Origin of the sequence: Halomonas sp. HMF6819 (assembly GCF_044335525.1) — a bacterium.
Lineage (GTDB): Bacteria > Pseudomonadota > Gammaproteobacteria > Pseudomonadales > Halomonadaceae > Vreelandella.
Genome location: NZ_JBIQVY010000001.1, coordinates 1191823 through 1214679, shown reverse-complemented (window position 1 = coordinate 1214679; position 22857 = coordinate 1191823). Strand labels below are relative to the sequence as shown.

General features: G+C 62.4%; 18 protein-coding genes and 3 tRNA genes. 16 read left to right on the top strand and 5 right to left on the bottom strand.

Annotated features, from left to right (window positions below; genetic code table 11):
• Positions 1-68: 68 nt before the first annotated feature.
• The 4 genes from ACGLWX_RS05500 to ACGLWX_RS05485 all read left to right on the top strand — a co-directional run bounded on the left by ACGLWX_RS05500 (position 69) and on the right by ACGLWX_RS05485 (position 5986).
• A complete protein-coding gene (locus ACGLWX_RS05500) occupies positions 69-1724 on the top strand; it encodes a CTP synthase (RefSeq protein ID WP_396237972.1) in 1656 nt (551 codons plus the stop codon).
• Positions 1725-1733: 9 nt separating this feature from the next.
• Positions 1734-2585, top strand: a complete 852-nt coding sequence (kdsA, locus tag ACGLWX_RS05495; protein WP_396237970.1) for a 3-deoxy-8-phosphooctulonate synthase — start codon at positions 1734-1736, stop codon at positions 2583-2585.
• Positions 2586-2670: 85 nt separating this feature from the next.
• Positions 2671-3960, top strand: coding sequence for a phosphopyruvate hydratase (eno, locus tag ACGLWX_RS05490; RefSeq protein ID WP_396237968.1), 1290 nt, complete (start codon positions 2671-2673; stop codon positions 3958-3960).
• A 634-nt stretch (positions 3961-4594) separates the two neighbouring features.
• Positions 4595-5986 (top strand): L-cystine transporter, encoded by a 1392-nt coding sequence (locus ACGLWX_RS05485; protein ID WP_396237966.1) that lies wholly within the window; start codon positions 4595-4597, stop codon positions 5984-5986.
• A 69-nt stretch (positions 5987-6055) separates the two neighbouring features.
• Here ACGLWX_RS05485 and fdxA read toward each other — a convergent pair whose 3' ends face one another.
• Both fdxA and mutS read right to left on the bottom strand, forming a co-directional pair.
• Entirely contained in the window at positions 6056-6379 is a 324-nt protein-coding gene (fdxA, locus tag ACGLWX_RS05480) for a ferredoxin FdxA (RefSeq protein WP_252106851.1), read from the bottom strand.
• A gap of 154 nt (positions 6380-6533) precedes the next feature.
• Positions 6534-9098, bottom strand: coding sequence for a DNA mismatch repair protein MutS (gene mutS / locus ACGLWX_RS05475; RefSeq protein ID WP_396237964.1), 2565 nt, complete (start codon positions 9096-9098; stop codon positions 6534-6536).
• 135 nt (positions 9099-9233) lie between these two features.
• Between mutS and ACGLWX_RS05470 the strand changes: the two genes are divergently transcribed.
• The 9 genes from ACGLWX_RS05470 (at position 9234) to ACGLWX_RS05430 (ending at position 16539) form a co-directional block, all read left to right on the top strand.
• Positions 9234-9740, top strand: a complete 507-nt coding sequence (locus ACGLWX_RS05470) for a CinA family protein (RefSeq protein WP_252106853.1) — start codon at positions 9234-9236, stop codon at positions 9738-9740.
• 153 nt (positions 9741-9893) lie between these two features.
• Positions 9894-10955 carry a recombinase RecA gene (recA, locus tag ACGLWX_RS05465; RefSeq protein ID WP_252106854.1) on the top strand — a complete coding sequence of 354 codons (1062 nt, stop codon included), beginning with the start codon at positions 9894-9896 and terminating at the stop codon, positions 10953-10955.
• Positions 10956-10980: 25 nt separating this feature from the next.
• Complete coding sequence (locus tag ACGLWX_RS05460; RefSeq protein WP_396237962.1) at positions 10981-11466, top strand: regulatory protein RecX; 486 nt, start codon at positions 10981-10983, stop codon at positions 11464-11466.
• A 160-nt stretch (positions 11467-11626) separates the two neighbouring features.
• Positions 11627-14233 (top strand): alanine--tRNA ligase, encoded by a 2607-nt coding sequence (gene alaS / locus ACGLWX_RS05455; RefSeq protein ID WP_396237960.1) that lies wholly within the window; start codon positions 11627-11629, stop codon positions 14231-14233.
• A 129-nt stretch (positions 14234-14362) separates the two neighbouring features.
• Positions 14363-15613 carry an aspartate kinase gene (locus ACGLWX_RS05450; RefSeq protein WP_252106857.1) on the top strand — a complete coding sequence of 417 codons (1251 nt, stop codon included), beginning with the start codon at positions 14363-14365 and terminating at the stop codon, positions 15611-15613.
• Between the two features lie 199 nt (positions 15614-15812).
• Positions 15813-16001 (top strand): carbon storage regulator CsrA, encoded by a 189-nt coding sequence (gene csrA, locus ACGLWX_RS05445; RefSeq protein WP_252106858.1) that lies wholly within the window; start codon positions 15813-15815, stop codon positions 15999-16001.
• Between the two features lie 125 nt (positions 16002-16126).
• Positions 16127-16219 (top strand) — tRNA-Ser (locus ACGLWX_RS05440).
• Positions 16220-16290: 71 nt separating this feature from the next.
• Positions 16291-16367: transfer RNA gene (locus tag ACGLWX_RS05435), tRNA-Arg, on the top strand.
• A 95-nt stretch (positions 16368-16462) separates the two neighbouring features.
• A tRNA-Arg gene (locus ACGLWX_RS05430) sits at positions 16463-16539 on the top strand.
• A gap of 227 nt (positions 16540-16766) precedes the next feature.
• Here ACGLWX_RS05430 and ACGLWX_RS05425 read toward each other — a convergent pair.
• Positions 16767-17762: a tRNA dihydrouridine synthase gene (locus ACGLWX_RS05425; protein WP_396237958.1), complete on the bottom strand. Its 996-nt coding sequence runs from the start codon at positions 17760-17762 to the stop codon at positions 16767-16769.
• 53 nt (positions 17763-17815) lie between these two features.
• Between ACGLWX_RS05425 and ACGLWX_RS05420 the strand changes: the two genes are divergently transcribed.
• The 3 genes from ACGLWX_RS05420 to ACGLWX_RS05410 all read left to right on the top strand — a co-directional run bounded on the left by ACGLWX_RS05420 (position 17816) and on the right by ACGLWX_RS05410 (position 21443).
• Complete coding sequence (locus tag ACGLWX_RS05420; RefSeq protein WP_396237956.1) at positions 17816-18145, top strand: OadG family protein; 330 nt, start codon at positions 17816-17818, stop codon at positions 18143-18145.
• A gap of 85 nt (positions 18146-18230) precedes the next feature.
• Positions 18231-20111 carry a sodium-extruding oxaloacetate decarboxylase subunit alpha gene (oadA, locus tag ACGLWX_RS05415; protein WP_396237954.1) on the top strand — a complete coding sequence of 627 codons (1881 nt, stop codon included), beginning with the start codon at positions 18231-18233 and terminating at the stop codon, positions 20109-20111.
• A gap of 12 nt (positions 20112-20123) precedes the next feature.
• Entirely contained in the window at positions 20124-21443 is a 1320-nt protein-coding gene (locus ACGLWX_RS05410) for a sodium ion-translocating decarboxylase subunit beta (RefSeq protein ID WP_396237952.1), read from the top strand.
• A gap of 183 nt (positions 21444-21626) precedes the next feature.
• Here the strand turns inward: ACGLWX_RS05410 and ACGLWX_RS05405 are convergent, their stop codons facing one another.
• Together ACGLWX_RS05405 and ACGLWX_RS05400 are read right to left on the bottom strand one after the other, a co-directional pair.
• Positions 21627-22250, bottom strand: coding sequence for an IMPACT family protein (locus tag ACGLWX_RS05405; protein ID WP_396237950.1), 624 nt, complete (start codon positions 22248-22250; stop codon positions 21627-21629).
• 19 nt (positions 22251-22269) lie between these two features.
• Entirely contained in the window at positions 22270-22671 is a 402-nt protein-coding gene (locus ACGLWX_RS05400) for a LexA family protein (RefSeq protein WP_396237948.1), read from the bottom strand.
• Positions 22672-22857 lie beyond the last annotated feature (186 nt).

The following is a 22857-nucleotide window of genomic DNA, read 5'->3' as shown; positions in this document are numbered from 1 at the left end:
GTATTCTGTCATCCCATCCTGGTGTGGCTTTCTGCCGTGCCTTCTGATCACGTTCTTACAGGTTTTCCATGACACGATATATCTTCGTGACCGGCGGCGTTGTGTCCTCTCTTGGCAAGGGCATCGCGTCGGCCTCGCTGGCGGCGATTCTAGAGGCCCGCGGCCTTAAGGTCACCATGCTCAAGCTCGATCCGTACATCAACGTGGATCCGGGCACCATGAGCCCGTTCCAGCACGGCGAGGTGTTCGTCACCGAGGATGGCGCCGAAACCGACCTGGACCTGGGCCACTACGAGCGCTTCATTCGTACCAGGATGACCCAGGGCAACAACTTCACCACCGGCCGGGTCTACGAGCACGTGCTGCGCAAGGAGCGCCGCGGCGACTACCTGGGCGGGACGGTGCAGGTCATCCCGCACATCACCGACGAGATCAAGCAGCGCGTCTACGACGGCGGTGAAGGCTTCGACGTGGCGCTGGTCGAGATCGGCGGTACCGTCGGCGATATCGAGTCGCTGCCGTTTTTGGAGTCCATTCGTCAGATTCGAAGCGAGCAGGGCGCGAGCCGGGCGATCTTCATGCACCTGACACTGGTGCCCTACATCAAGACCGCCGGCGAGACCAAGACCAAACCGACCCAGCACAGCGTCAAGGAGCTTCGCTCCATCGGTATCCAGCCGGATATCCTGATTTGCCGCAGCGAAGTCGAGCTCGAAGAGAGCGAGCGGCGCAAGATCGCGCTGTTCACCAACGTCGAAGAGCGCGCGGTGGTCCCGCTTCAGGACGCCGACACCATCTACCGCATTCCGCTGATGCTTCACGAGCACGGCCTCGATGACATCGTCTGCGACAAGCTGCGCCTGGACGCCGAGCCTGCGGATCTCTCCGAGTGGGTGAAGGTGCTCGATGCCAAGCTCAACCCGCTGAAGTCGGTGAGCATCGCCATGGTCGGCAAGTACATGGAGCTTTTGGACGCCTACAAGTCGCTCAACGAAGCGCTGATTCACGCCGGTATCCAAGGGCGTATCAAGGTCAACGTCGACTACATCGACTCCGAAGACATCGAGCGCCACGGCACCGAGCGGCTGGCCGGCAAGGACGCGATTCTCGTGCCCGGTGGTTTCGGCGAGCGCGGCGTGGAAGGCAAGATCAAGACGGCTCAGTTTGCGCGTGAGAACAACGTGCCGTATCTGGGCATCTGCTTGGGTATGCAGGTTGCGGTGATCGAGTACGCCCGTAATGTGGCCGGCTGGGCGGATGCCAACTCCACCGAGTTCACCCACGACACTCAGCACCCGGTGGTCGGCTTGATTACCGAGTGGCTCAATAGTGAAGGCAAGATCGAGCTGCGCGACGCGGCCTCTGACCTGGGCGGCACCATGCGCTTGGGCGGCCAGGTGTGCCACCTGAAGGCGGGCAGCCGCGCTCGCGAGGCCTACGGCAGTGACGAGATCGTCGAGCGCCATCGCCACCGCTTCGAGGTGAACAACCAGTTCATCGACGAACTCGAAAAAGCGGGGCTGGTGATCTCCGGCAAGAGCGTGGATCAGTCGCTGGTCGAGATGGTCGAGCTTGCCGATCACCCCTGGTACGTGGCGTGTCAGTTCCACCCGGAGTTCACCTCCACGCCGCGCGACGGCCATCCGCTGTTCTCGGGCTTCGTTAACGCTGCGGTCGAGCACAAGGCGCAGCGCACCCGCGCTCACGCCGCGCCCCACGAGTAAGGAGCGACGATGGCTTCCCAGGAGCGTCATATCGACATTGCCGGCCTGACCGCCGGCAACTCCCTGCCGCTAATGCTGCTCGGCGGCATGAACGTGCTGGAGTCCGCTGAACTTGCCGATGAGGTGGCCGCCGCCTACGTCGAGGCGACCACAGCACTCGCCATGCCCTACGTGTTCAAGGCGAGTTTCGACAAGGCCAACCGCAGCTCTGTCCACTCGTATCGTGGGCCGGGCCTCGAGAAAGGGCTGCAGATACTCGCCGACATCAAGGCGCGCTACCACGTGCCGATCATCACCGACGTGCACGAGCCGCACCAGGCGGCGGCGGCGGCGGAAGTGGCGGATATCATCCAGCTACCCGCGTTTCTGGCTCGCCAGACCGATCTGGTGGTCGCGATGGCCAAAACCGGGGCGGCGATCAACATCAAGAAGCCGCAGTTTTTGGCCCCGCACGAGATGCGCCACATCATCACCAAGTTCAACGAGGCCGGCAACGACCGCCTGATGCTCTGCGAGCGCGGGTCGAGCTTTGGCTACAACAACCTGGTGGTGGACATGCTCGGCTTTGGCGACATGAAAGAGACCGGCTACCCGCTCTTTTTCGATGTCACCCATGCGCTCCAGCGCCCCGGCGGGCGCGCGGACAGCGCCGACGGGCGCCGGGCGCAGGTGGCAGAGCTCGCCCGCGCCGGGGTGGCCGTCGGCTTGGCCGGGCTCTTTTTGGAAGCGCACCCGGACCCGGATAACGCCAAGTGCGACGGGCCGTGTGCGCTGCCGCTGGATCAGCTCAAACCGTTTTTGACCCAGCTTTCACAGCTTGACGCGCTAGTAAAAGGTTTCGAGCCGCTCGTGATTCGCTAGGCGCGCGATGGGCGCCAACGCCATGGCCGGCGCTCACGGGAAACATCGCTAGTTAGTAGACCGATAATCAAAAAAGGACGCTGTCATGACCAAAATTGTGGATATCACCGCGCTGGAAGTGCTCGACTCCCGCGGCAACCCCACCGTGAGCGCCACGGTACGCCTGGAAAGCGGCGCGGTAGGCCAGGCGTGCGCGCCGAGCGGCGCTTCCACCGGCTCGCGCGAGGCGCTGGAGCTTCGCGACGGCGACAAGGCGCGCTATCTCGGTAAAGGTGTCTTGAAAGCGGTCGAGGCGGTCAATGGCAGCATCCGCGAGGCGCTGGTCGGCATGGATGCGCGCGATCAACGCGGCCTGGACGACGCCATGCTGAAACTCGACGGCACCGACAACAAGGCGAATCTGGGCGCCAACGCCATTCTCGCGGTGTCGCTTGCCGCGTCGAAGGCAGCGGCCAATGCCAAGGGCGTGGCGCTCTACGCTCACATCGCCGAGCTCTACGGCAAGCCGGGTCACTACAGCATGCCGGTACCGATGATGAATATCCTGAACGGCGGCGAGCACGCGGATAACAACGTCGATATTCAGGAGTTCATGGTTCAGCCCGTGGGTGCGGCCAGCTTCCGCGAAGCGCTACAAGTGGGCGCCGAGATCTTCCACGCGCTGAAGAAAGTGCTCTCCGCCAAAGGGCTCTCCACCTCCGTGGGCGACGAAGGCGGCTTCGCGCCGAATCTTTCTTCCAACGCCGAGGCGCTCGCGGTGATCAAGCAGGCGGTGAGCGATGCCGGCTACACGCTAGGCACTGACGTGACGCTGGCGCTCGACTGCGCTTCCTCCGAGTTTTACAAGGATGGCCAGTACAATCTGGCCGGCGAAGGCAAAAGCTTTGATGCACAGGGCTTCACCGATTATCTCGCCGGGCTCTGCGACGACTATCCGATCGTCTCGATCGAGGACGGCATGGACGAGTCCGACTGGGACGGCTGGAAAGCGCTTACCGACAAGCTTGGCGATAAGGTGCAGCTCGTTGGCGACGACCTGTTCGTGACCAACACCAGAATTCTAAAGCGCGGCATCGACGAGAAGATCGGCAACTCCATTCTGATCAAGTTCAACCAGATCGGCTCGCTTTCCGAGACGCTGGATGCGATCCAGATGGCCCAGGACGCCGGCTTCACCGCGGTGATTTCACACCGCTCCGGTGAAACCGAGGACACCACCATCGCCGATCTAGCGGTGGGCACCGCCGCGGGCCAGATCAAGACCGGCTCGCTGTGCCGCTCCGACCGGGTCGCCAAGTACAACCGCTTGCTGATGATCGAGGCGGAGCTTGGAAACGTCGACTACCCCGGGCTGAAAGCGATCAAGGGTCAGTGAGCCCAGGCGCTTCGCTTGTAAGCGATTGCTTAATCAAGTGTAAGAGATCGCTTACCTGATCCCAGGAAAATAGTATTAAAGCGTTAAAATTAGACAGCTTACTTTATAATCATATTTTTAAGTGGTTGATTTTTATAAGGTGACAATTTAAAGGCGAGCCTAACGGCTCGCCTTTTTTAATGACGAGTGTTTTTTGCGTCGCGGCGGATCTCTGCCACACTGGCGTCAGGACAAGGGGAGGCAAGGATGCTTTAGGCAGGATAGAGAGCGAAAGAAGCGGTGCGCCGGAGCCAAAATAAACGAGGCGCCGGCAAGGAGGACACCGAGGAGTGTTGACACAGGATGTGGTAAAAGGAAGTGCTTGGAGCGGGCGGCCTACGGGCCGCCTTTTTTATGCGCCGGTGATGGGCATCGACACCAACGTACTTCCGAGAGGCAGGGGCTTTCTGGGGTTAGCGCGAATCCTGTCGATGGTTATCTATCAATGGTTATCTATCGATAGTTATAAGAAAAATGCATTGTTATTCCTTTCGACGATTAATTACCATGACGCGTCCGAGTTAGCAGGCTATCGTTTTGTCTGCTCGTTGTCCGGTGCATTCCGCACCGGCCTGGTTTTATGGAGGCGACGACCATGCCCTGGTGGGTAGCGATAAACGTACTGATTTTTGCGCTGGCGATCGCGCTGTTGGCGCGCTGGCAACGCCGCGGCGCGAGCCTTTCTCGCGTGGTGCTGGTGGGGCTCGTTATCGGCGTGCTGCTTGGCGCCGCGCTGCAGGCGCTCTACGCCGGCACCGACACGCTCACCGGCACCATCGATTGGGTCAACCTGGTCGGCGGCGGCTACGTGCAGCTTCTCAAGATGATCATCATGCCCCTGGTGCTGGTGACGATTCTCTCGGCGGTCACAAGGCTTCACGACGCCAGTTCGCTGGGCAAGATCAGCGTTGGCGTACTGGCCATGCTGATGATCACCACGACGATTTCCGCGATCATCGGTATCGGCATGACCCAGCTGTTCGGCCTTTCCGCCGAAGGGCTCGTGCAGGGTGCCCGCGAGCTCGAGCGCGGCCAGGACATCATCGAGCGCAGCGCTCAGGTCGCGGATCTGACCGTACCGCAGCTGCTGCTGTCCTTCATTCCCAGCAACCCCTTCCAGGACTTGGCCGGCGCGCGCCCGACCTCGATCATCAGCGTGGTGATCTTTGCCACCTTTCTGGGCATGGCGGCGCTCGGCATCAAGCGTGAAAACGCCGCGCTTGGCGACAGGCTGATCGACGGTATCGACGTGGTGCAGAAGTGGATCATGCGCCTGGTACGCATGGTGATTCGTCTCACACCCTATGGCGTTATGGCGCTGATGACCAAGGTGGTCGCCACGTCCGACATCGGCGATATTCTCGGCCTTCTTGGCTTTGTAGTGGCCTCCTATATCGGGCTTGGCCTGATTCTGGTGATGCACGCGCTGTTTCTGTCCGGCGCCGGCGTCAATCCGCTGCGTTATTTCCAGAAGGTATGGCCGGTGCTGACGTTCGCGTTCACTTCGCGCTCGAGCGCGGCGACCATTCCGCTCAACATCGAAGCCCAGGTGGACCGTATCGGCGTGCCGCCGGCGATCGCCAACTTCGCCGCCTCCTTCGGTGCCACCATCGGCCAGAACGGCTGCGCGGGGCTTTATCCTGCCATGCTCGCGATGATGATCGCGCCGACGGTGGGGATTGATCCGCTCTCGCTCGAGTTTCTGGCGACCCTGGTGCTGGTGGTGACGCTGGCCTCCTTCGGCATCGCCGGTGTTGGCGGCGGGGCGACGTTTGCCGCGATCATCGTGCTCTCGACGCTGGATCTTCCGGTCGCGCTGGCCGGGCTTTTGATCTCGATCGAGCCGCTGATCGACATGGGGCGTACGGCGATCAACGTCAACGGCTCCATGACCGCGGGCACGGTGACCAGCCGGCTGCTGGGTCAGCACGACGGGGCGATCTTCGCCGCCGAGTCCGACGAGCTGGGGACGCCGAAAGCCGCTTAGCGCGCGTTTTCAGGCCCAAAAAAAGCCACCTTCGGGTGGCTTTTTCGTGTGCAGGGGGCAGGGCGGGACTCAGCGCTCGAGCTTGTCCATTTTGCCGCTCTTGCCGTCCCACTCTTCGGCGTCCGGCAGCGGGTCTTTCTTCTCGCTGATGTTCGGCCACACGTCGGCGAGCTCTGCATTGATCTCGATGAAGGGCTCCTGACCATCCGGCAGCTCGTCTTCGGAGAAGATTGCCTCGGCGGGGCACTCCGGCTCGCACAGCGCGCAGTCGATGCACTCGTCGGGGTGGATCACCAGAAAGTTCGGGCCTTCATAAAAACAGTCGACCGGGCAGACTTCTACGCAGTCGGTATATTTGCACTGGATGCAGTTCTCGGTAACGACAAACGTCATCGGTTGGTTCCTCTTGCCAGGCCGCCAGCGGCCACGGTAATCGTAAATGATTGCTAATCGTGAATGGTTATAAGCTAACCGCTTTTTATAAGCTAAAACGTATGCCGAGTATTCTAGAGGCGGTGCCGGGCTGCGGCAAGCGCGAACTGGCTCGTCATAGAAGCTCGCGCCACTGATAAATCAGCGCCAGCGCCTCTCGCGGCGATAGATCGTCCACGTCGACGTTGGTAAGTGCTTCTACCACCGGATGCGGGGCGCTGGCGAACAGATCGCTTTGAAGCGGCGCGCTTGCCGCGGGCGCCGGGCGCTGCTGCTCGTCGACGTCGCGCTGCTCGAGCGTGGCAAGCTTTTCGCGAGCGCGATGGATCACGCCCCCGGGCACGCCGGCCAGCTGAGCGACCTGCAGGCCGTAGCTTTGGCTTGCCGGCCCCGCTTCTATGCGGTGCATGAACACGATGGTGTCGCCGTGCTCGGTGGCGGTCAGGTGAATGTTCGCCACGCCCTCGGCCTGTTCCGGCAGGGCGGTCATCTCGAAGTAGTGCGTTGCGAAGAGCGTCAGCGCTTTGGTGTTCGCCAGCTGTTCGGCGCTCGCCCAGGCAAGTGACAGGCCGTCGAAGGTGCTCGTGCCGCGGCCGATCTCATCCATCAGTACCAGGCTCTGGTCGGTGGCGTTGTGAAGGATGTTGGCGGTTTCGGTCATCTCCACCATGAAGGTGGAGCGTCCGCCGGCGAGGTCGTCGGAGGAGCCGATGCGGGTAAAGATGCGATCGAGCGGGCCGATCTCGGCCTGCGCGGCGGGCACGAAGCTTCCGCAGTGGGCGAGCAGCGCGATCAGCGCGGTCTGGCGCATGTAGGTCGATTTACCGCCCATGTTGGGGCCGGTGATGACCAGCATGTGCCGCGTGGGGGAGAGCGCGATATCGTTGGGTACGAAAGGCGTTTGGCTGACGTGCTCGACCACCGGGTGGCGCCCGGCGCTGACGTGAATGCCGGTTTCCTGGCTGAGCGTCGGGCGCACCCAGCCAAGCGCCTCGGCGCGCTCGGCGAAGGCGCACAGCACGTCGAGCTCGGAAAGCGCCTGAGAGGTGGCCTGCAGCGCGTGAAGGTGGGCGTTGAGCTCGCCAAGAAGGCGCTCATAAAGCCATTTTTCCCGCGACAGCGCCCGGGACTTTGCCGACAGCGCCTTATCCTCGAACTCCTTGAGCTCGGGGATGATGAAGCGTTCGGCGTTTTTCAGCGTCTGGCGGCGAATGTACTCTGCCGGCGCCTGCTGCGCCTGGGCGCGGGGCAGCTCGATGAAGTAGCCGTGCACCCGGTTGTAGCCCACCTTCAGGTTCGAAAGCCCGGTGCGCTCGCGCTCGCGCCGCTCGAGCTCGACCAGATACTCGCCGGCGTTCTCCGCAAGCCCGCGGTGCTCGTCGAGCTCACTATCGAAGCCTTCCGCGATCACGCCGCCGTCGCGAATCACCACCGGCGGGTTGGTGATGATCGCTCGGGTCAGGGTGTCCGCTATCTCGGGATAGGGGCGAACGTGAGGCTTGAGCGTGTCGATGGCGCTGCCGCTTTCCACCGCCTCCAGCAGGCGCTGCAGTTCGGGGAGTGCGTTGAGCGCATCGCGAAGCCGGGCCAAATCCCGCGGGCGGGCGCTGTAGAGCGCCACGCGCGCCAGTATGCGCTCGATGTCGCCAAGCTCGCCAAGCGCCTCGCGAAGCCCCATGTAGGCGGCGTCCAGACTCAAAAGCGCGACGCCGGCTTGGCGGCCTTTCACCAGCTCGGTTTGGCGCAGCGGGCGGTTTAGCCAGCGCTTCAATAGCCGCGAGCCCATGGGCGTGGCGCAGGTATCGAGCACGCTCGCCAGCGTGTTGTCGGTGCTGCCGCCGAGGTTGGTGTCGATTTCCAGGTTGCGCCGGCTGGCGGCGTCGATGACGACCGCGTCGTCGCGGTTCTCGACGGTGATGGCGGTGACGTGGGGCAGGCGCGAGCGCTGAGTGTCGCGGGCGTAGTCGATCAGCACGCCGGCAGCGACCAGCGCAGTAGAGAGGTGCGCGCAGCCAAAACCGCGCAGATCCTGCACCTGGAACTGATCGCACAGGCTTCGCGTGGCGCTCTCCAAATCGAACAGCCACTCGCCCTGGCGGCGCAGGCTGCGCTTTTGCGACCAGGCCTCGGGCAGCGTCAGGTTTTCAGGCACCAGCAGCTCCGCCGGCGCCAAGCGGGTCAGCTCGGCAAGCATCTCCGCTTCGCTTTCGACCTCGAGCACGTTGAAGCGCCCGCTGGAGAGCTCGAGCCAGGCCAGCCCAAAACGCTCGCGGCCGGGTGACAGTGCCACCAGCACGTTATCGCGCCGGGCGTCGAGCAGCGCCTCGTCGTGCAGCGTGCCCGGGGTGACGATGCGCACTACCTGGCGCTCCACCGGGCCCTTGCTGGTCGCCGGGTCGCCGACCTGCTCGCAGATCGCCACGGATTCACCGGCAGCAACCAGCCGGGCGAGATAGCCTTCGGCGCTGTGGTAGGGGACGCCGGCCATGGGAATCGGCTTGCCGCCGCTTTGGCCGCGGGCGGTCAGGGTGATATCCAAAAGCGCCGCGGCGCGGCGGGCATCGTCGAAGAACAGCTCGTAAAAATCCCCCATCCGGTAAAAAAGCAGCACTTCCGGGTGGTCGCGTTTGATCTTCAGATACTGCGCCATCATGGGCGTATGCGCGGGGCTTTGTGACATGGACGTCCTGGCTTGGCGTGGCCCACGGCAAGGCGTGGCCGTGGGCGGTGTTCGAGTTCCGTGTGCTGGTTCTATAGGCAACACAAACGCAGTATTCTACGCTGAACACAGCGCTGACATGAAGGAGTCTGCAGAGTGGCTGACGTATCCGGCTTGAAAAATCTCGATGTGGCGCTGCTTGCCAGGCGCCTGGGCAAGCTCTGCGTGGCGCAAAACGTAACGCTGACCACGGCGGAGTCCTGCACCGGGGGTGGTATTGCCTCCATGATCACCTCGGCAGCCGGAAGCTCCGCCTACTTCGAAACCGGGTTCGTTACCTACTCCAACGCGGCCAAGACCCGGCTTTTGGGCGTTTCGACTGAAACTCTCGACGCCAAGGGGGCGGTGAGCGAAGCGGTAGTCGACGAGATGGTACGCGGAGCGTGTCGCGAAAGCGGCGCCGATCTGGGCGTGGCGGTCAGCGGAGTGGCCGGGCCCGGCGGCGGCAGCGCGGACAAGCCCGTGGGGCTGGTGTGGCTCAGCGTCGGCAATGAGCGCGAACAGCGCGCCCAGCGCTTCGTGTTTCCCGGCGATCGGCAAGCGGTACGCGAGCAGGCGGTGCGCGAGGCGATGATCGCTTTGATCCTGCGCCTTTCGCGCTAATACCGTCGAGTAAAAAACCGTCTCATCAGCGCTTTAAGAGCGCTCTCACGGCCGGGCCATCACGGAAATAAATAGCACGACAGGGATAGGTTTTGCGGCCAATATTTGGCATAATACTGGCTAATTATACAGGTTGTTACGAGGACGCTTTACATGGCTCAAGATGAAAACCGTACCAAAGCACTGAACGCCGCGCTCAGCCAGATCGACCGTCAGTTCGGCAAGGGCACCGTCATGCGCTTGGGCGATGCGCCGCGTGTGGTCATGCCGTCGGTATCGACCGGCTCGCTGGGGCTGGATATCGCGCTCGGCATTGGCGGTCTGCCCTACGGGCGGGTCGTTGAAATCTTCGGCCCGGAGTCCTCGGGCAAGACCACGCTGACGCTGTCGGTCATCGCCCAGGCGCAGAAGCAGGGCAAGGTGTGCGCGTTCGTGGACGCCGAGCATGCGCTCGACCCGAGCTACGCGGAAAAGCTCGGCATCAACCTGGATGATCTGCTGGTCTCCCAGCCGGACACCGGCGAACAGGCGCTTGAGATCACCGACATGCTGGTGCGCTCGGGAGGGGTCGACGTCATCATCATCGACTCCGTAGCCGCACTGACGCCGCGCGCCGAGATCGAAGGCGAAATGGGCGACGCCCACGTCGGCCTGCAGGCGCGCTTGATGTCCCAGGCGCTGCGCAAGATCACCGGCAACATTAAAAACGCCAACTGCCTGGTCGTCTTCATCAACCAGATCCGCATGAAGATCGGCGTCATGTTCGGCAGCCCCGAAACCACCACCGGCGGTAACGCGCTGAAGTTCTACTCCAGCGTGCGTCTGGATATTCGCCGCACCGGCTCGGTGAAAACCGGCGATGAGGTCACCGGTAACGAAACCCGCGTGAAGGTCGTGAAGAACAAGGTCGCACCGCCTTTCCGCCAGGCCGAGTTCCAGATTCTCTACGGCAAGGGCATCTACCACGCCGGCGAAGTGATCGATCTGGGCGTGCAGTGCAACCTGGTCGACAAGGCCGGTGCCTGGTACAGCTACAAGGGCAGCAAGATCGGTCAGGGCAAGGCCAACGCTTCCCAGTATCTGGAAGAGCATCCGGAAATCATGGAAGAGATCGAAAGCCAGATCCGCGATCAGCTGCTGGCCAAGGCCGAGCCTAAAAAAGAGGAAGAGGTCGCCGCTGCGGATGACGCGGACGGCGAAGATAGCCTGATCTAATCGCCCGCCCACTGCGGAGATAGCCATGTTCGGCGCCGGTAACGCGACCCCACGCGGGGTCGCAATCGACTTACTGGCTCGGCGCGAGTACTCACGCGACGAGCTCCATCAGAAGCTTGCTCAAAAAGAGTTCGAGCAAGCCGATATCCTCGAATGCCTCGACGCCCTCGAGGAGCAGGGCCTTCAAAACGACGACCGCTTCAGTGAAAGTTTCGTGCGCTCGCGCGTGCTGCGCGGCCAGGGGCCCATTCGCATCAAAATGGAGCTTGGTCGCCGTGGTATCAACGGCGAGGCCCAAACCCAAGCGCTGAACGCGGTGGTCGAGCAGGAGCGCATCGACTGGTTTGAGCTTGCCGCTGAAACGCTACAGCGGCGCTTTCACACCTCCGGCGCGCCGGCGGGCGAGCGTTTCGTGCCCCCTAAAGAGCGCGCCAAACGCGAGCGCTTTCTGGCCCAGCGCGGCTTCGACTTCGACCAGATCCGCTACGCGCTCTCCACGCTTTCCGACTAAACCACCCCTGTAATCCCTTCACTCCTTGCGCCTCTTGCGGGCTGCCAGGGCTTCGTGGCTTTAGTCGCGTGGCAACTTCGTTATAATGGATGTTTTGCGACCCCAGCGGGTGGCGGCGATAGCGCCCCGGGGCATCATGCTTCATTGTCACGGAACCCCTATGAAAAGCGCAGCGATCAGGCAGGCCTTCCTCTCCTATTTCGAAGAGCACGGACACACCGTGGTTCCCACCAGCTCGCTGGTACCCGGCAACGACCCAACGCTTTTGTTCACCAACGCCGGCATGGTGCCGTTCAAGGACGTCTTTTTGGGCCGCGACCCGCGCCCCTACGTGCGCGCCACCTCGGCCCAGCGCTGCGTACGCGCCGGCGGCAAGCACAACGATCTGGACAACGTCGGCTATACTGCGCGCCACCACACGTTTTTCGAGATGCTGGGCAACTTCAGCTTCGGCGACTACTTCAAGCGTGACGCCATTCGCTTTGCCTGGACGTTTTTGACCGAAACCCTGGGGCTGCCGAAGGAGAAGCTCTGGGTCACCGTGCATATCAGCGACGACGAGGCCGAGCGCATCTGGAAGGATGAAATCGGTATCGACCCGCAGCGCTTCTCGCGCCTGGACGAGGACAACTTCTGGCAGATGGGCGACACCGGCCCGTGCGGCCCGAGCTCGGAGATCTTCTTCGACCACGGCGCTGACGTTTGGGGCGGGCCGCCCGGAAGCCCGGAAGAGGACGGCGACCGCTACATCGAGATCTGGAATCTGGTCTTCATGCAGTTCGACCGCGACTCTGAGGGCACGCTGAACCCGCTGCCCAAGCCTTCGATCGATACCGGCATGGGGCTCGAGCGCGTCGCCGCGGTGATGCAGGGCGTGCACTCCAACTACGAGATCGACCTGTTCCAGAATCTGCTGGCGGCGGCGGCCAAGGCCACCGGCTCCAACGACCTGGAGGCGCCGTCGCTTCGCGTCATTGCCGACCATATCCGCTCCTGCGCGTTTTTGATCGCCGACGGCGTGCTGCCCTCCAACGAAGGCCGCGGCTACGTGCTGCGCCGGATCATTCGCCGCGCGGTGCGCCACGGCCACAAGCTCGGCGCGACGGGCACGTTCTTCCATGAGCTGGTCGAGGCGCTGGATGCGGAGATGGGCGACGCCTATCCGGAGCTTCGTGAATCGAGCGCGCAGATCGCCCGAGTGCTGTTGAAAGAAGAGGAGCAGTTCGCCCGCACGCTGGATCACGGCATGGGGCTTTTGACCGAGGCGTTGGAGAATCTCGACGGCGACACGCTGCCCGGCGCTACCGTGTTCAAGCTCTACGACACCTACGGCTTCCCGTTCGATCTGACTGCGGACGTCTGCCGCGAGCGCGGCGTCAAACTCGATGAAGAGGGATTTCAGCGCGAGCTCGAAGCCCAGCGCGAGCGCGCCCGCGCGGCCAGCCAGTTCGGCGCCGACTACAGCGCCAACATCGAACTCGAGGGCGCCACTGACTTCACCGGCTACGAGCTTCTGGCGGATGACGCAAAGGTGACCGCGCTACTCGATACCGAAGGCAATGCGCTTGCCACGCTCGAGGCCGGGCAGAAGGGCATCGTCGTGCTGGATCGCACGCCGTTCTACGGCGAGTCCGGTGGCCAGGTGGGCGACACCGGCTACCTGCACGTCGACGGCGGGCGTTTTCAGGTCACCGATACCCAGAAGCAGAGCGGCCACCACCTGCACCAGGGCGTGATGGTGGAAGGCACGCTGAATGTCGGCGCTGGGGTGCGCGGCGAGGTCGACACCGGCCTTCGCGCCGCCACGGTGCGCAATCACTCCGCCACTCACCTGCTCCACGAGGCGCTTCGTATCGTGCTGGGTGACCACGTTCAGCAGAAGGGCTCGCTGGTCAACGCCGAGCGTTTGCGCTTCGACTTCAGCCACTTCGAGGCGCTGAGCGCGGAGCAGCTTGCCGAGGTCGAGCAGCTGGTCAACGAGCAGGTGCTGGCCAATGCCCCGACCCGGACCGAGCAGATGAGCCTGGCCGAGGCCAAAGCCAAAGGCGCGGCGGCGCTGTTCGAGGCGAAATACGCCGACAGCGTGCGCGTGCTGACCATCGGGGCTAACGACTTCTCCATCGAGCTTTGCGGCGGCACCCACGTGGCGCGAAGCGGCGATATCGGCTGCTTCCACATCGTCACCGAGGCGGGCACCGCCGCCGGCGTTCGCCGTATCGAGGCGATCACCGGCGAGAACGCGCTTGCCTACTTCCAGCAGCAGGAAGCCACGCTCGAACGTTTGGGTGCGCGGCTCAAGGCCAAGCCCGAGCAGGTCGAGTCCCGCGTGGAGTCGCTGTTCGAGCGCAACCGCAGCCTCGAAAAAGAGCTCGAGCAGCTCAAGACGAAGCTTGCAAGTTCCGCCGGCAGCGACCTGCTGGGGCAAGTGCAGGAGGTGAGCGGCGTAAAACTTCTGGCGACACGGCTTGAGGGCGTATCGGGCAAGGACCTTCGCGGCATGCTCGACCAGCTCAAACAGAAGATCGGCTCCGGCGTGATCCTGTTGGCCGTGGCGGACCAGGCGGCGGGCAAGGTGAGCCTGATTGCTGGGGTGACCGATGATCTGACCGGCCGCGTTAAAGCCGGCGAGTTGGTCAACCACGTCGCCGCACAGGTCGGTGGCAAGGGGGGGGGGCGCGCGGATATGGCCCAGGCCGGCGGCAGTCAGCCCGAGGCGCTACCCGGGGCGCTCGATAGCGTGCCGGCCTGGCTTGCAAGCGCGCTCTAACTTAAAGGGCCGGTGGTGCTGCCATCGGCCCTTTTTATAGCGGTAGTCAGGCTAGCGCATGTTTCCAACGCTAATTTCCCGCTAGTCTACTATTACTCTTTTACTCCGAACGCATAGGGAAAATGGCATATGGCACTATACGTACAAAAGTTCGGCGGTACGTCGGTCGGCTCCGTCGACCGGATCAAGGCCGTGGCGGAAAAGGTAAAAGGCTTTCGCGATCAGGGCCATCAGGTCGTGGTGGTGGTCTCCGCCATGAGCGGTGAGACCAACCGGCTCACCGATATGGCCCACGCGCTCAACGAAGACCCGGCGCCGCGCGAAATGGATATGCTGCTCTCCACCGGCGAGCAGGTGACCATTTCACTGCTGGCCATGGCGCTGCAGCAGCTCGGCGTCTCGGCGACCTCGCACACCGGCGCTCAGGTCGGTATCCATACCGACAGCGCCTACACCAAGGCGCGCATCCAGCGCATCGAAACCGACGACCTTAAGACTGACCTCGATGAAGGCAAGGTCGTGGTCGTGGCAGGCTTTCAGGGCGTGGACGAAGAGGGCAACATCACGACCCTCGGTCGCGGCGGCTCGGACACCACCGGCGTTGCCCTGGCCGCGGCGCTCGGCGCCGATGAGTGCCAGATCTACACCGATGTCGACGGCGTCTACACCACCGACCCGCGCGTCTGCTCGAAGGCGCAGCGCCTTGAGAGCATCACCGTCGAGGAGATGCTGGAGCTTGCGAGCCTGGGCTCCAAGGTACTGCAGATTCGCGCGGTAGAGTTCGCCGGCAAGTACAACGTTCCGCTGCGGGTGCTGTCCAGTTTCGAGGATGGCCCCGGTACCCTAATTGTTGCTGATTCTGACCAAGACGAGGATTCCATGGAAGAACCGCTGATCTCCGGTATCGCCTTTACCAAGAACGAAGCCAAACTGACCCTTCTGCACACGCCGGACGTGCCGGGTGTCGCCTCGCGCATTCTCGGCCCGATCGCCGACGCCAACATCGAAGTCGACATGATCGTGCAAAACGTTGCCCCCGCCGGCGACTACACCGACTTCACCTTCACCGTGGCCAAGGGCGACTACAAGGCGACCAAAAAGCTTCTTGAAGAAACCGTGATTCCGGATCTGGGTGGCGGCGAGCTGCGCGGTGACGACAATATCGCCAAGGTCTCGCTTGTTGGTGTGGGCATGCGCTCCCACGCCGGCGTGGCCTCGAAGATGTTTCGCGTACTGGCCGATGAGAACGTCAATATCCGCATGGTCTCCACCTCGGAAATCAAGATTTCCGTGGTGATCGATGAAAAACACATGGAACTTGCGGTGAACGCGCTACATAAGGCGTTCGGTTTGGACAGCACAAATATAGAATCTGAATAACATTTGTGCTCTAAACCTTCTACGCTAATAGGTAACTTGCTGCCAACGGTGGTGAGCTCACTTACAGCGAATGCTTAACGTGTCATGGAGCCAGAGGCAACAGTCATTGGTGACTGGTGTCGCTTTGTCGCATAATAGCGGCGGTGACGCCTCTGGCGGACACGGTTCGTTGTACAAACGTCTGAGAAGGAGATCAGCCATGCTCATCCTAACGCGCCGTGTAGGCGAAACGCTGATGATCGGTGATGAGATCACCGTCACAGTGTTGGGAGTCAAAGGTAATCAGGTCAGAATTGGTGTGAATGCTCCCAAGGATGTCGCTGTACATCGCGAAGAGATCTACCAGCGCATTCAGCGCGAGCGTGACACTGAAAGCGAACCTGAATAAATGGCGGCTTATCCCACGTCCACTAGAGGGCGTCTAAGCGCTAACATGAAGCCGGTGCGAAAAAATTTCTGCTTAAGTCTGGACAACCCCACGCATAATCGGTAATATTCGCGCCGTGCCGTTGAGGAGAGGTGGCCGAGTGGCTGAAGGCGCTCCCCTGCTAAGGGAGTATAGGGTTTATAGCCCTATCGAGGGTTCGAATCCCTCTCTCTCCGCCAACTGCCGAACTTGTTGAAAATCGTTGTACGTTTCAAAGTATTTTGGAAGTGAGCGAGTTTTAATCGGATATGCGCCCGTAGCTCAGCTGGATAGAGTATCTGACTACGAATCAGAGGGTCGGAGGTTCGAATCCTCCCGGGCGCGCCATCCGCAAGTTGTTTGATTGAATCGCAGGAGTCCATCTGGCGATTTGGGTCAAAAGAAGTAAGCAGTATCAAGCAAGTCGTATGACATTTTGTAAAGCGCCCGTAGCTCAGCTGGATAGAGTATCTGACTACGAATCAGAGGGTCGGAGGTTCGAATCCTCCCGGGCGCGCCAAATTCCAGGAAAACCCGCCTCCCCGGAGGCGGGTTTTCTGCGTCGGCACTATGCAATCAGTGCTATGCAATCAGTACGGTGCAATAAGCACCATGCAAAAGTGCTCGGCGCGCCACGCAGGCTGGTTCAGGAGGATGGAGCCTGTGCACGAGAGCTGCTCGCGCTCTCTGCGGTCGTTTAAAACGCCTGCCACGTCATGTGGCCAGGCGTTTTTTTTGGTCTTTGGATCAGGCGAGGGCGCACGCTTTCGGGCTGGGGGCGAGCTCGGCGAGCAAAACGTCGAGCTCGGTGATGCGCTTCAAGCGCTGAAAATGCTGGTTGGCCTCACTGCTTGCCTGTCGCATCTGTGCCAGCCACTGTTTGACCAGCGATACGACCACGCGCTCGGGCAGCGTTTCGCGCTGGCGCCCTGCATACTCGGCGATGACGCCCGCGCGCATTGCCCAGCTGGTCTCGGCCAGGCGCTCGCCGGTATCCAGCCAGTGGCGGATGCGCGGGGCAAGCCAGGGGTCTGCCAGTGCGCTGCGCCCAAGCATCACGTCCTGGCAGCCCGAGAGCGTGCGCGCCTTCCAGTAATCCTCCAGCGTCCAGATATCGCCGTTGGCGACCACCGGAATCGAAAGCTTCTCGCGGATGCGGGCGATCCACTCCCAGTGCGCCGGCGGCCGATAGCCTTCGTCGCGAGTACGCCCATGCACGACCAGTCGCGCCGCGCCGCCGGCCTCGGCGGCCTGACCGCAGGCCACCGCCAGGCGCCGGTCAGAGAAACCCAAGCGAATCTTCGCCGTAACCGGGATGCGTCCCTCCAAGGCCTCGTGCACCGCGCTCACCGCGCGCAACACCCGCTCAGGGCGGCGCAGGAGCGAGGCGCCGCCGTCGTGGCGGTTGACGAGCTTGGCCGGGCAGCCGAAGTTGAGATCCACGCTAATCGCACCCAGTTCGAGCGCCTGGCGCGCGTTGGCGGCCAGCGCCACCGGGTCGGAGCCCAGAAGCTGTAGATGCACCGGCACGCCGCTGGGCGTGGCGACTGGTAGGCGCTCGAGCTCCGGGCAATGCTTGTAAAACACCCGGGGCGGCAGGCGCGCGTCCACCACGCGCACGAATTCGGTCACCGTCCAGTCGAAGCCGCGCTCTCGCGTGAGCAAATCGCGGGTGAGGGCGTCGATGACACCCTCCATCGGCGCCAGGCCGATTTCCCCATTTTGTAGTAAATTAACAACCATGGCTTCCACTATCGCGTCATTGCAATCTATCCTGAATGTGGCAGGTTAGAGGATTGTCCTCACTGCGCCAAGCGCCTTTGAAAGAGCCCGGCGCGCCAATCGATGGGATCACTCGGGAGAAAATCGTGCAAGAAGGAGAGCTGCTTCATGAAGGGCTGGCCCTGATGGGATTGGGGATGGGCTTTGTATTTGTTTTTCTTACCATACTAGTGATCAGTGTGGTGCTGATGTCGGCGCTAATAACCCGCATTCAGCCCGCCGCCGAACCGACGCCAAAGCGCGCCAAGGCCGGCGTTGGCGTGACCCGGGTGGGCCAGGACGACGAGGTCGTGGCGGTCATCTCTGCTGCGGTGCATCGTTACCGCAGTTCACGTACCCGATAGCGACACCACCCCCTAGCGAACTTTGCAAAAACAAAGCGGGTTTTTTTGTTAAGTTTACTAACAAAACAATGTTTGGGAACGATCCATGAACGAGCTAGGCACCAACGACAAAATTACCAACGACAAAAGCATCAACGATAACGGCAACAACGAGAAACTGCGCCCGCTGGGTATTACCGATGTCGTGTTGCGCGACGCCCACCAATCGCTGTTCGCAACGCGCCTGCGCCTGGACGACATGCTGCCGATTGCCGAAAAGCTCGACCGAATCGGCTTCTGGTCGCTGGAGACCTGGGGCGGGGCAACGTTCGACGCTTGCATTCGCTATCTTGGCGAAGACCCTTGGGAGCGTATTCGCGCGCTCAAGGAAGCGATGCCCAACACGCCCCAGGCCATGCTGCTGCGCGGCCAGAACCTGCTGGGCTACCGCCACTACGCCGATGACGTCGTCGATAAATTCGTCGAGCGCGCCAAAACCAACGGCGTCGACGTTTTCCGCGTGTTCGACGCCATGAACGACCCGCGCAACCTGGAGCGCGCAATCAAGGCCGTGCGCCAGGTCGGCGGCCACGCCCAGGGCACCATCTCTTACACCGTGAGCCCGGTGCACACCCTGGATAGCTGGGTAGAGCTTGCCCAGACCATCGCCGAGATGGGCGCCGACTCGCTGGCGATCAAGGACATGGCGGGGCTTTTGACGCCTTACACCGCTTTTGAGCTGGTCACGCGGCTGAAAAAGGCGCTGTCGATTCCGGTGCACCTGCACTGCCACGCGACCACCGGGCTTTCGACCTCGACCATTTTGAAAGCGGTCGAGGCGGGCGTGGACAACGTCGATACCGCGATCTCGTCGATGTCGATGACCTACGGCCATAGCCCGACCGAATCGGTGGTGGCGATGCTCAAGGACACCGACCGCGACACCAGCCTCGATCTTGAAGCGCTCGAGGACATAGCCGGCTATTTCCGCCAGGTACGCAAGAAGTACGCCGCGTTCGAGGGCTCGCTAAGAGGTATCGACTCGCGCATCCTGATCGCCCAGGTGCCCGGCGGTATGCTCACCAACATGGAGAGCCAGCTCAAGGAGCAGGGCGCCGGCGACCGGCTCGACGACGTGCTCGAGGAAATTCCGCGGGTGCGCGAGGATCTCGGCTTCATCCCGCTGGTGACGCCCACGTCGCAAATCGTCGGCACCCAGTCGGTGATGAACGTAATGATGAATGAGCGCTACAAGTCGATCTCCAAGGAGGTGCAGGCGCTGTTAAAAGGAGAGTATGGTGCCGCGCCCGCGCCGTTCAACTCGGAGCTTCAAAAGCGCGTGCTGGAAGGCGGTGAGCCGATCACCTGCCGTCCGGCGGACAACCTGTCGCCGGAAATGGAGCGTTTGAAAAGCGAACTCGAAGAGAAGGCGAGCGCCGAGAACATCCGCCTGGGCGAAGGCGAGCAGCGCATCGACGATGTACTGACCTACGCGCTGTTCCCGCAGATCGGCCTGAAGTTTCTGAAAAACCGCGATAACCCGGACGCCTTCGAGCCCGCGCCCCAGGCTGAGCAAGCCAAGGATACCGACAAGCCCAAGGCCCAATCAGCGGCTCCGGCCGCCGCGGCGGCGGCCGGCGGACCTGAAACCTATACCGTCAAGCTCAACGGCAAGGCCTACGTGGTCGAGGTCGCCGAAGGCGGTGAAATTGGCCAAATCACCGACACTAGCGCGTCATCGGCGCCGGCGCCGGCAAGCGAACCCGCCGCGTCGAGCGGGGAGAGCATCGATGCGCCGCTGGCTGGCAACATCTTCAAGGTCAACGTGAAGGTGGGCGATCAGGTGAGCGAAGGTGACGTGGTGATCATTCTCGAAGCCATGAAGATGGAAACCGAGGTGCGCGCCCAAAGCGGGGGCACGGTGTCCAGCGTCAACGTGAGCGAAGGCGACAGCGTCGCCGTGGGCGACTCTCTGATCGAGCTTTAAGGGCCTTCGATAATGGATAAATTGATTACCCTGTGGGAAGGCTCGGGGCTTTATAACCTTCAGCTCGGCCAGGCGGTCATGATGGTGGTGGCGCTGGTGCTGTTGTATCTCGCCATCTACAAGAAGTTCGAGCCGCTGCTGCTGGTGCCGATCGGCTTCGGCGGGATTCTGGCCAACATACCCGAGGCGGGGCTTGCGATTTCGGCGCTCGATCAGGCGATCGACGTGGCGCGCCCGGCGCTGCTGGAGCAGATCAGCGCCGCCTTGGGGGTGGCGCTCGACCCGGCGGCGGGGCTGGAGGCTTGGCGCGAAGCGCTCAAGGCGGTAGCGCACGACTCCGCGCCGGAAGCGGCGCGCGCTGCCCGCGACATCGCCGTGGGCGCAGGCTACAGCAACGGCGTGCTCTACAACTTCTACAGCGTGGCCATCGGTTCGGGCATCGCGCCGCTGGTGATTTTCATGGGCGTGGGGGCGATGACCGACTTCGGCCCGCTTTTGGCCAATCCGCGTACGCTGTTTCTCGGCGCGGCGGCGCAGTTCGGCATCTTCGCCACACTCTTTGGCGCGGTGCTGCTCACCTCGATGGGCGTGATGGACTTTTCGCTCAACCAGGCCGCGGCGATCGGCATTATCGGCGGCGCTGACGGGCCGACCTCGATTTACGTCTCGAGCGTGCTGGCGCCTGAACTACTGGGTGCGATCGCCGTGGCGGCCTACGCCTACATGGCGCTGGTGCCTCTTATCCAGCCGCCGATCATGCGCCTTTTGACCACCGACAAGGAGCGCAAGATCGTCATGACGCAGCTGCGCCCGGTCTCGAAGCTCGAAAAGATCGTCTTTCCGATCATTTTGCTGCTGCTGGTGGCGATGTTTTTGCCGGACGCCGCGCCGCTTCTCGGCATGTTCTGCTTTGGTAATCTGATGCGCGAATGCGGCGTGGTCGAGCGGCTGGCGGACACCGCCCAGAACGCGCTGATCAATATCGTCACCATCGTGCTGGGGCTGTCGGTGGGCTCGAAACTGATGGCCGAGAGCTTTCTGGCCTTCGAGACGCTGGGCATTCTGGGGCTTGGCATCGTCGCCTTCGGCATCGGCACCGCCGCCGGCGTGTTAATGGCCAAGCTGATGAACCTGGTGAGCAAAATGCCGATCAACCCCTTGATAGGGGCGGCCGGAGTCTCTGCGGTGCCGATGGCCGCCAGGGTAGCCAACAAGGTGGGGCTCGAGTCTAACCCTCACAACTTCCTGCTGATGCACGCGATGGGCCCGAACGTGGCCGGCGTTATCGGTTCGGCGGTGGCTGCCGGGGTAATGATCAAGTATTTAGGGTAGCGCTGGCGCCTGAACGTGGGGTGGCGGTGTCGAGCAGCCCTGCGCGAGGGCGCTGTGAACCCCTCCATGGGCGCTACTTTCGCCGTCCCTGGCGAAAGACCCTCGCTACGGGCTGCTCGACACGCGGCATGGGAGAAGCTTTAAACTTGCTAACTGAAACGCCCCGCTTTCGAGCGGGGCGTTTCAGGTTTCAGCGCGCTGAAACGTCAGCGCGCTTTTCAGCCGATTCTCGAGGGCGGTGAAATCCGCCGGCTCGTCGGTAGGCCAGGCAATGGTCAGCGTCACGCCCTGGCCGTCGTAGTCGGCGCTCATGACAGGCGCGCTCTGTTCGTCGAAGTAGGCGCGGGCCTGGGCTTCCTGGGCGAAATCGACCTTTACACGGTAGGACGTACGCTCGACGATTTCGCGCGTAGGCAGGGTCTCGAGGGCTTTGTTGACCGACTGAGCATAGGCGCGAGCAAGCCCGCCGGTGCCAAGCTTGGTACCGCCGAAGTAGCGGGTGACCACGCAGCCGATCTCGCCGAGCCCGCTGCCCAAAAGCGCCTGATACATCGGGCGCCCCGCGGTGCCGCCGGGCTCGCCGTCGTCGGAAAAGCCGATATGGGTTTGCTCGCCGGGCGGGCCGGCAATGAACGCGCTGCAGTGGTGGCTGGCGCCCGGGTGCGCCGTGCGCGCCGCTTTCAAAAGTGCCTCGAAGGCCTCTGGCGTCGGCGCGTGACAAAGCCAGGCGATGAACTGGCTTTTCTCGATGACAAGCTCGGCTTCGAAGCGGGCGTCGATCGCAAGGTCGGGGGCTCGGTAACGCAAGCGGGGCTCCCAGAAACGGTTAGTGGCGCCTTGCGGCAGCGGCGGGGCTTTCCACGCCCATCACCATGCCCAGCACCTGTATATCGCTATTATGCAGGAAAACCGATGGCATCGCCTCGCCTTCGGCGCACAGGCGCACGCCAAGCCGGCTGATCGACAGCTCCTTGAGTGCGATTTCGCGCTGGTTGATCGTCGCGGTGGCGACTTCCCGGTGGCCGCCGCGCTGCTGGCGGTGAATCACGATCACATCGCCATCGAAAAGATTGTACTGCTGCATGCGATGACCGCGAACGCGCAGCGCATAGGTATTGCGCCGGGTGACTTCGCGCTGCTCGCCGGTTACCCGCTTAAGGGCGGGGCCGCGTGGGCAGGCCGCGACGCGCGAGGCGGTGGCAGGCTCAATCGGTCGTGATGCGATCATCGGTTTCTCTCCAGCAATCGCCCGCTCCCTGGGCGTGAACAAGTGAAAAGCGTGGGTCATGTCTTTTCATACAGTGGTTGGAGTATAAACCTGTTTTTAAATACAGTGCTACCCCTGTAGGGCGTTTAGCTCGAAGATGGTTTCAACGCTTGCCCGCTCAAGCCCGCAACGGCAGGCGCGAGCGGC

Bases quoted from the DNA above. Each gene is read 5' to 3' on its own strand.
- ACGLWX_RS05500 (WP_396237972.1), top strand. From the start codon at position 69: ATGACACGATATATCTTCGTGACCGGCGGCGTTGTGTCCTCTCTTGGC.
- kdsA (WP_396237970.1), top strand. From the start codon at position 1,734: ATGGCTTCCCAGGAGCGTCATATCGACATTGCCGGCCTGACCGCCGGC.
- eno (WP_396237968.1), top strand. From the start codon at position 2,671: ATGACCAAAATTGTGGATATCACCGCGCTGGAAGTGCTCGACTCCCGC.
- ACGLWX_RS05485 (WP_396237966.1), top strand. From the start codon at position 4,595: ATGCCCTGGTGGGTAGCGATAAACGTACTGATTTTTGCGCTGGCGATC.
- fdxA (WP_252106851.1), bottom strand. From the start codon at position 6,379: ATGACGTTTGTCGTTACCGAGAACTGCATCCAGTGCAAATATACCGAC.
- mutS (WP_396237964.1), bottom strand. From the start codon at position 9,098: ATGTCACAAAGCCCCGCGCATACGCCCATGATGGCGCAGTATCTGAAG.
- recA (WP_252106854.1), top strand. From the start codon at position 9,894: ATGGCTCAAGATGAAAACCGTACCAAAGCACTGAACGCCGCGCTCAGC.
- ACGLWX_RS05460 (WP_396237962.1), top strand. From the start codon at position 10,981: ATGTTCGGCGCCGGTAACGCGACCCCACGCGGGGTCGCAATCGACTTA.
- alaS (WP_396237960.1), top strand. From the start codon at position 11,627: ATGAAAAGCGCAGCGATCAGGCAGGCCTTCCTCTCCTATTTCGAAGAG.
- ACGLWX_RS05450 (WP_252106857.1), top strand. From the start codon at position 14,363: ATGGCACTATACGTACAAAAGTTCGGCGGTACGTCGGTCGGCTCCGTC.
- csrA (WP_252106858.1), top strand. From the start codon at position 15,813: ATGCTCATCCTAACGCGCCGTGTAGGCGAAACGCTGATGATCGGTGAT.
- ACGLWX_RS05425 (WP_396237958.1), bottom strand. From the start codon at position 17,762: ATGGTTGTTAATTTACTACAAAATGGGGAAATCGGCCTGGCGCCGATG.
- oadA (WP_396237954.1), top strand. From the start codon at position 18,231: ATGAACGAGCTAGGCACCAACGACAAAATTACCAACGACAAAAGCATC.
- ACGLWX_RS05410 (WP_396237952.1), top strand. From the start codon at position 20,124: ATGGATAAATTGATTACCCTGTGGGAAGGCTCGGGGCTTTATAACCTT.
- ACGLWX_RS05400 (WP_396237948.1), bottom strand. From the start codon at position 22,671: ATGATCGCATCACGACCGATTGAGCCTGCCACCGCCTCGCGCGTCGCG.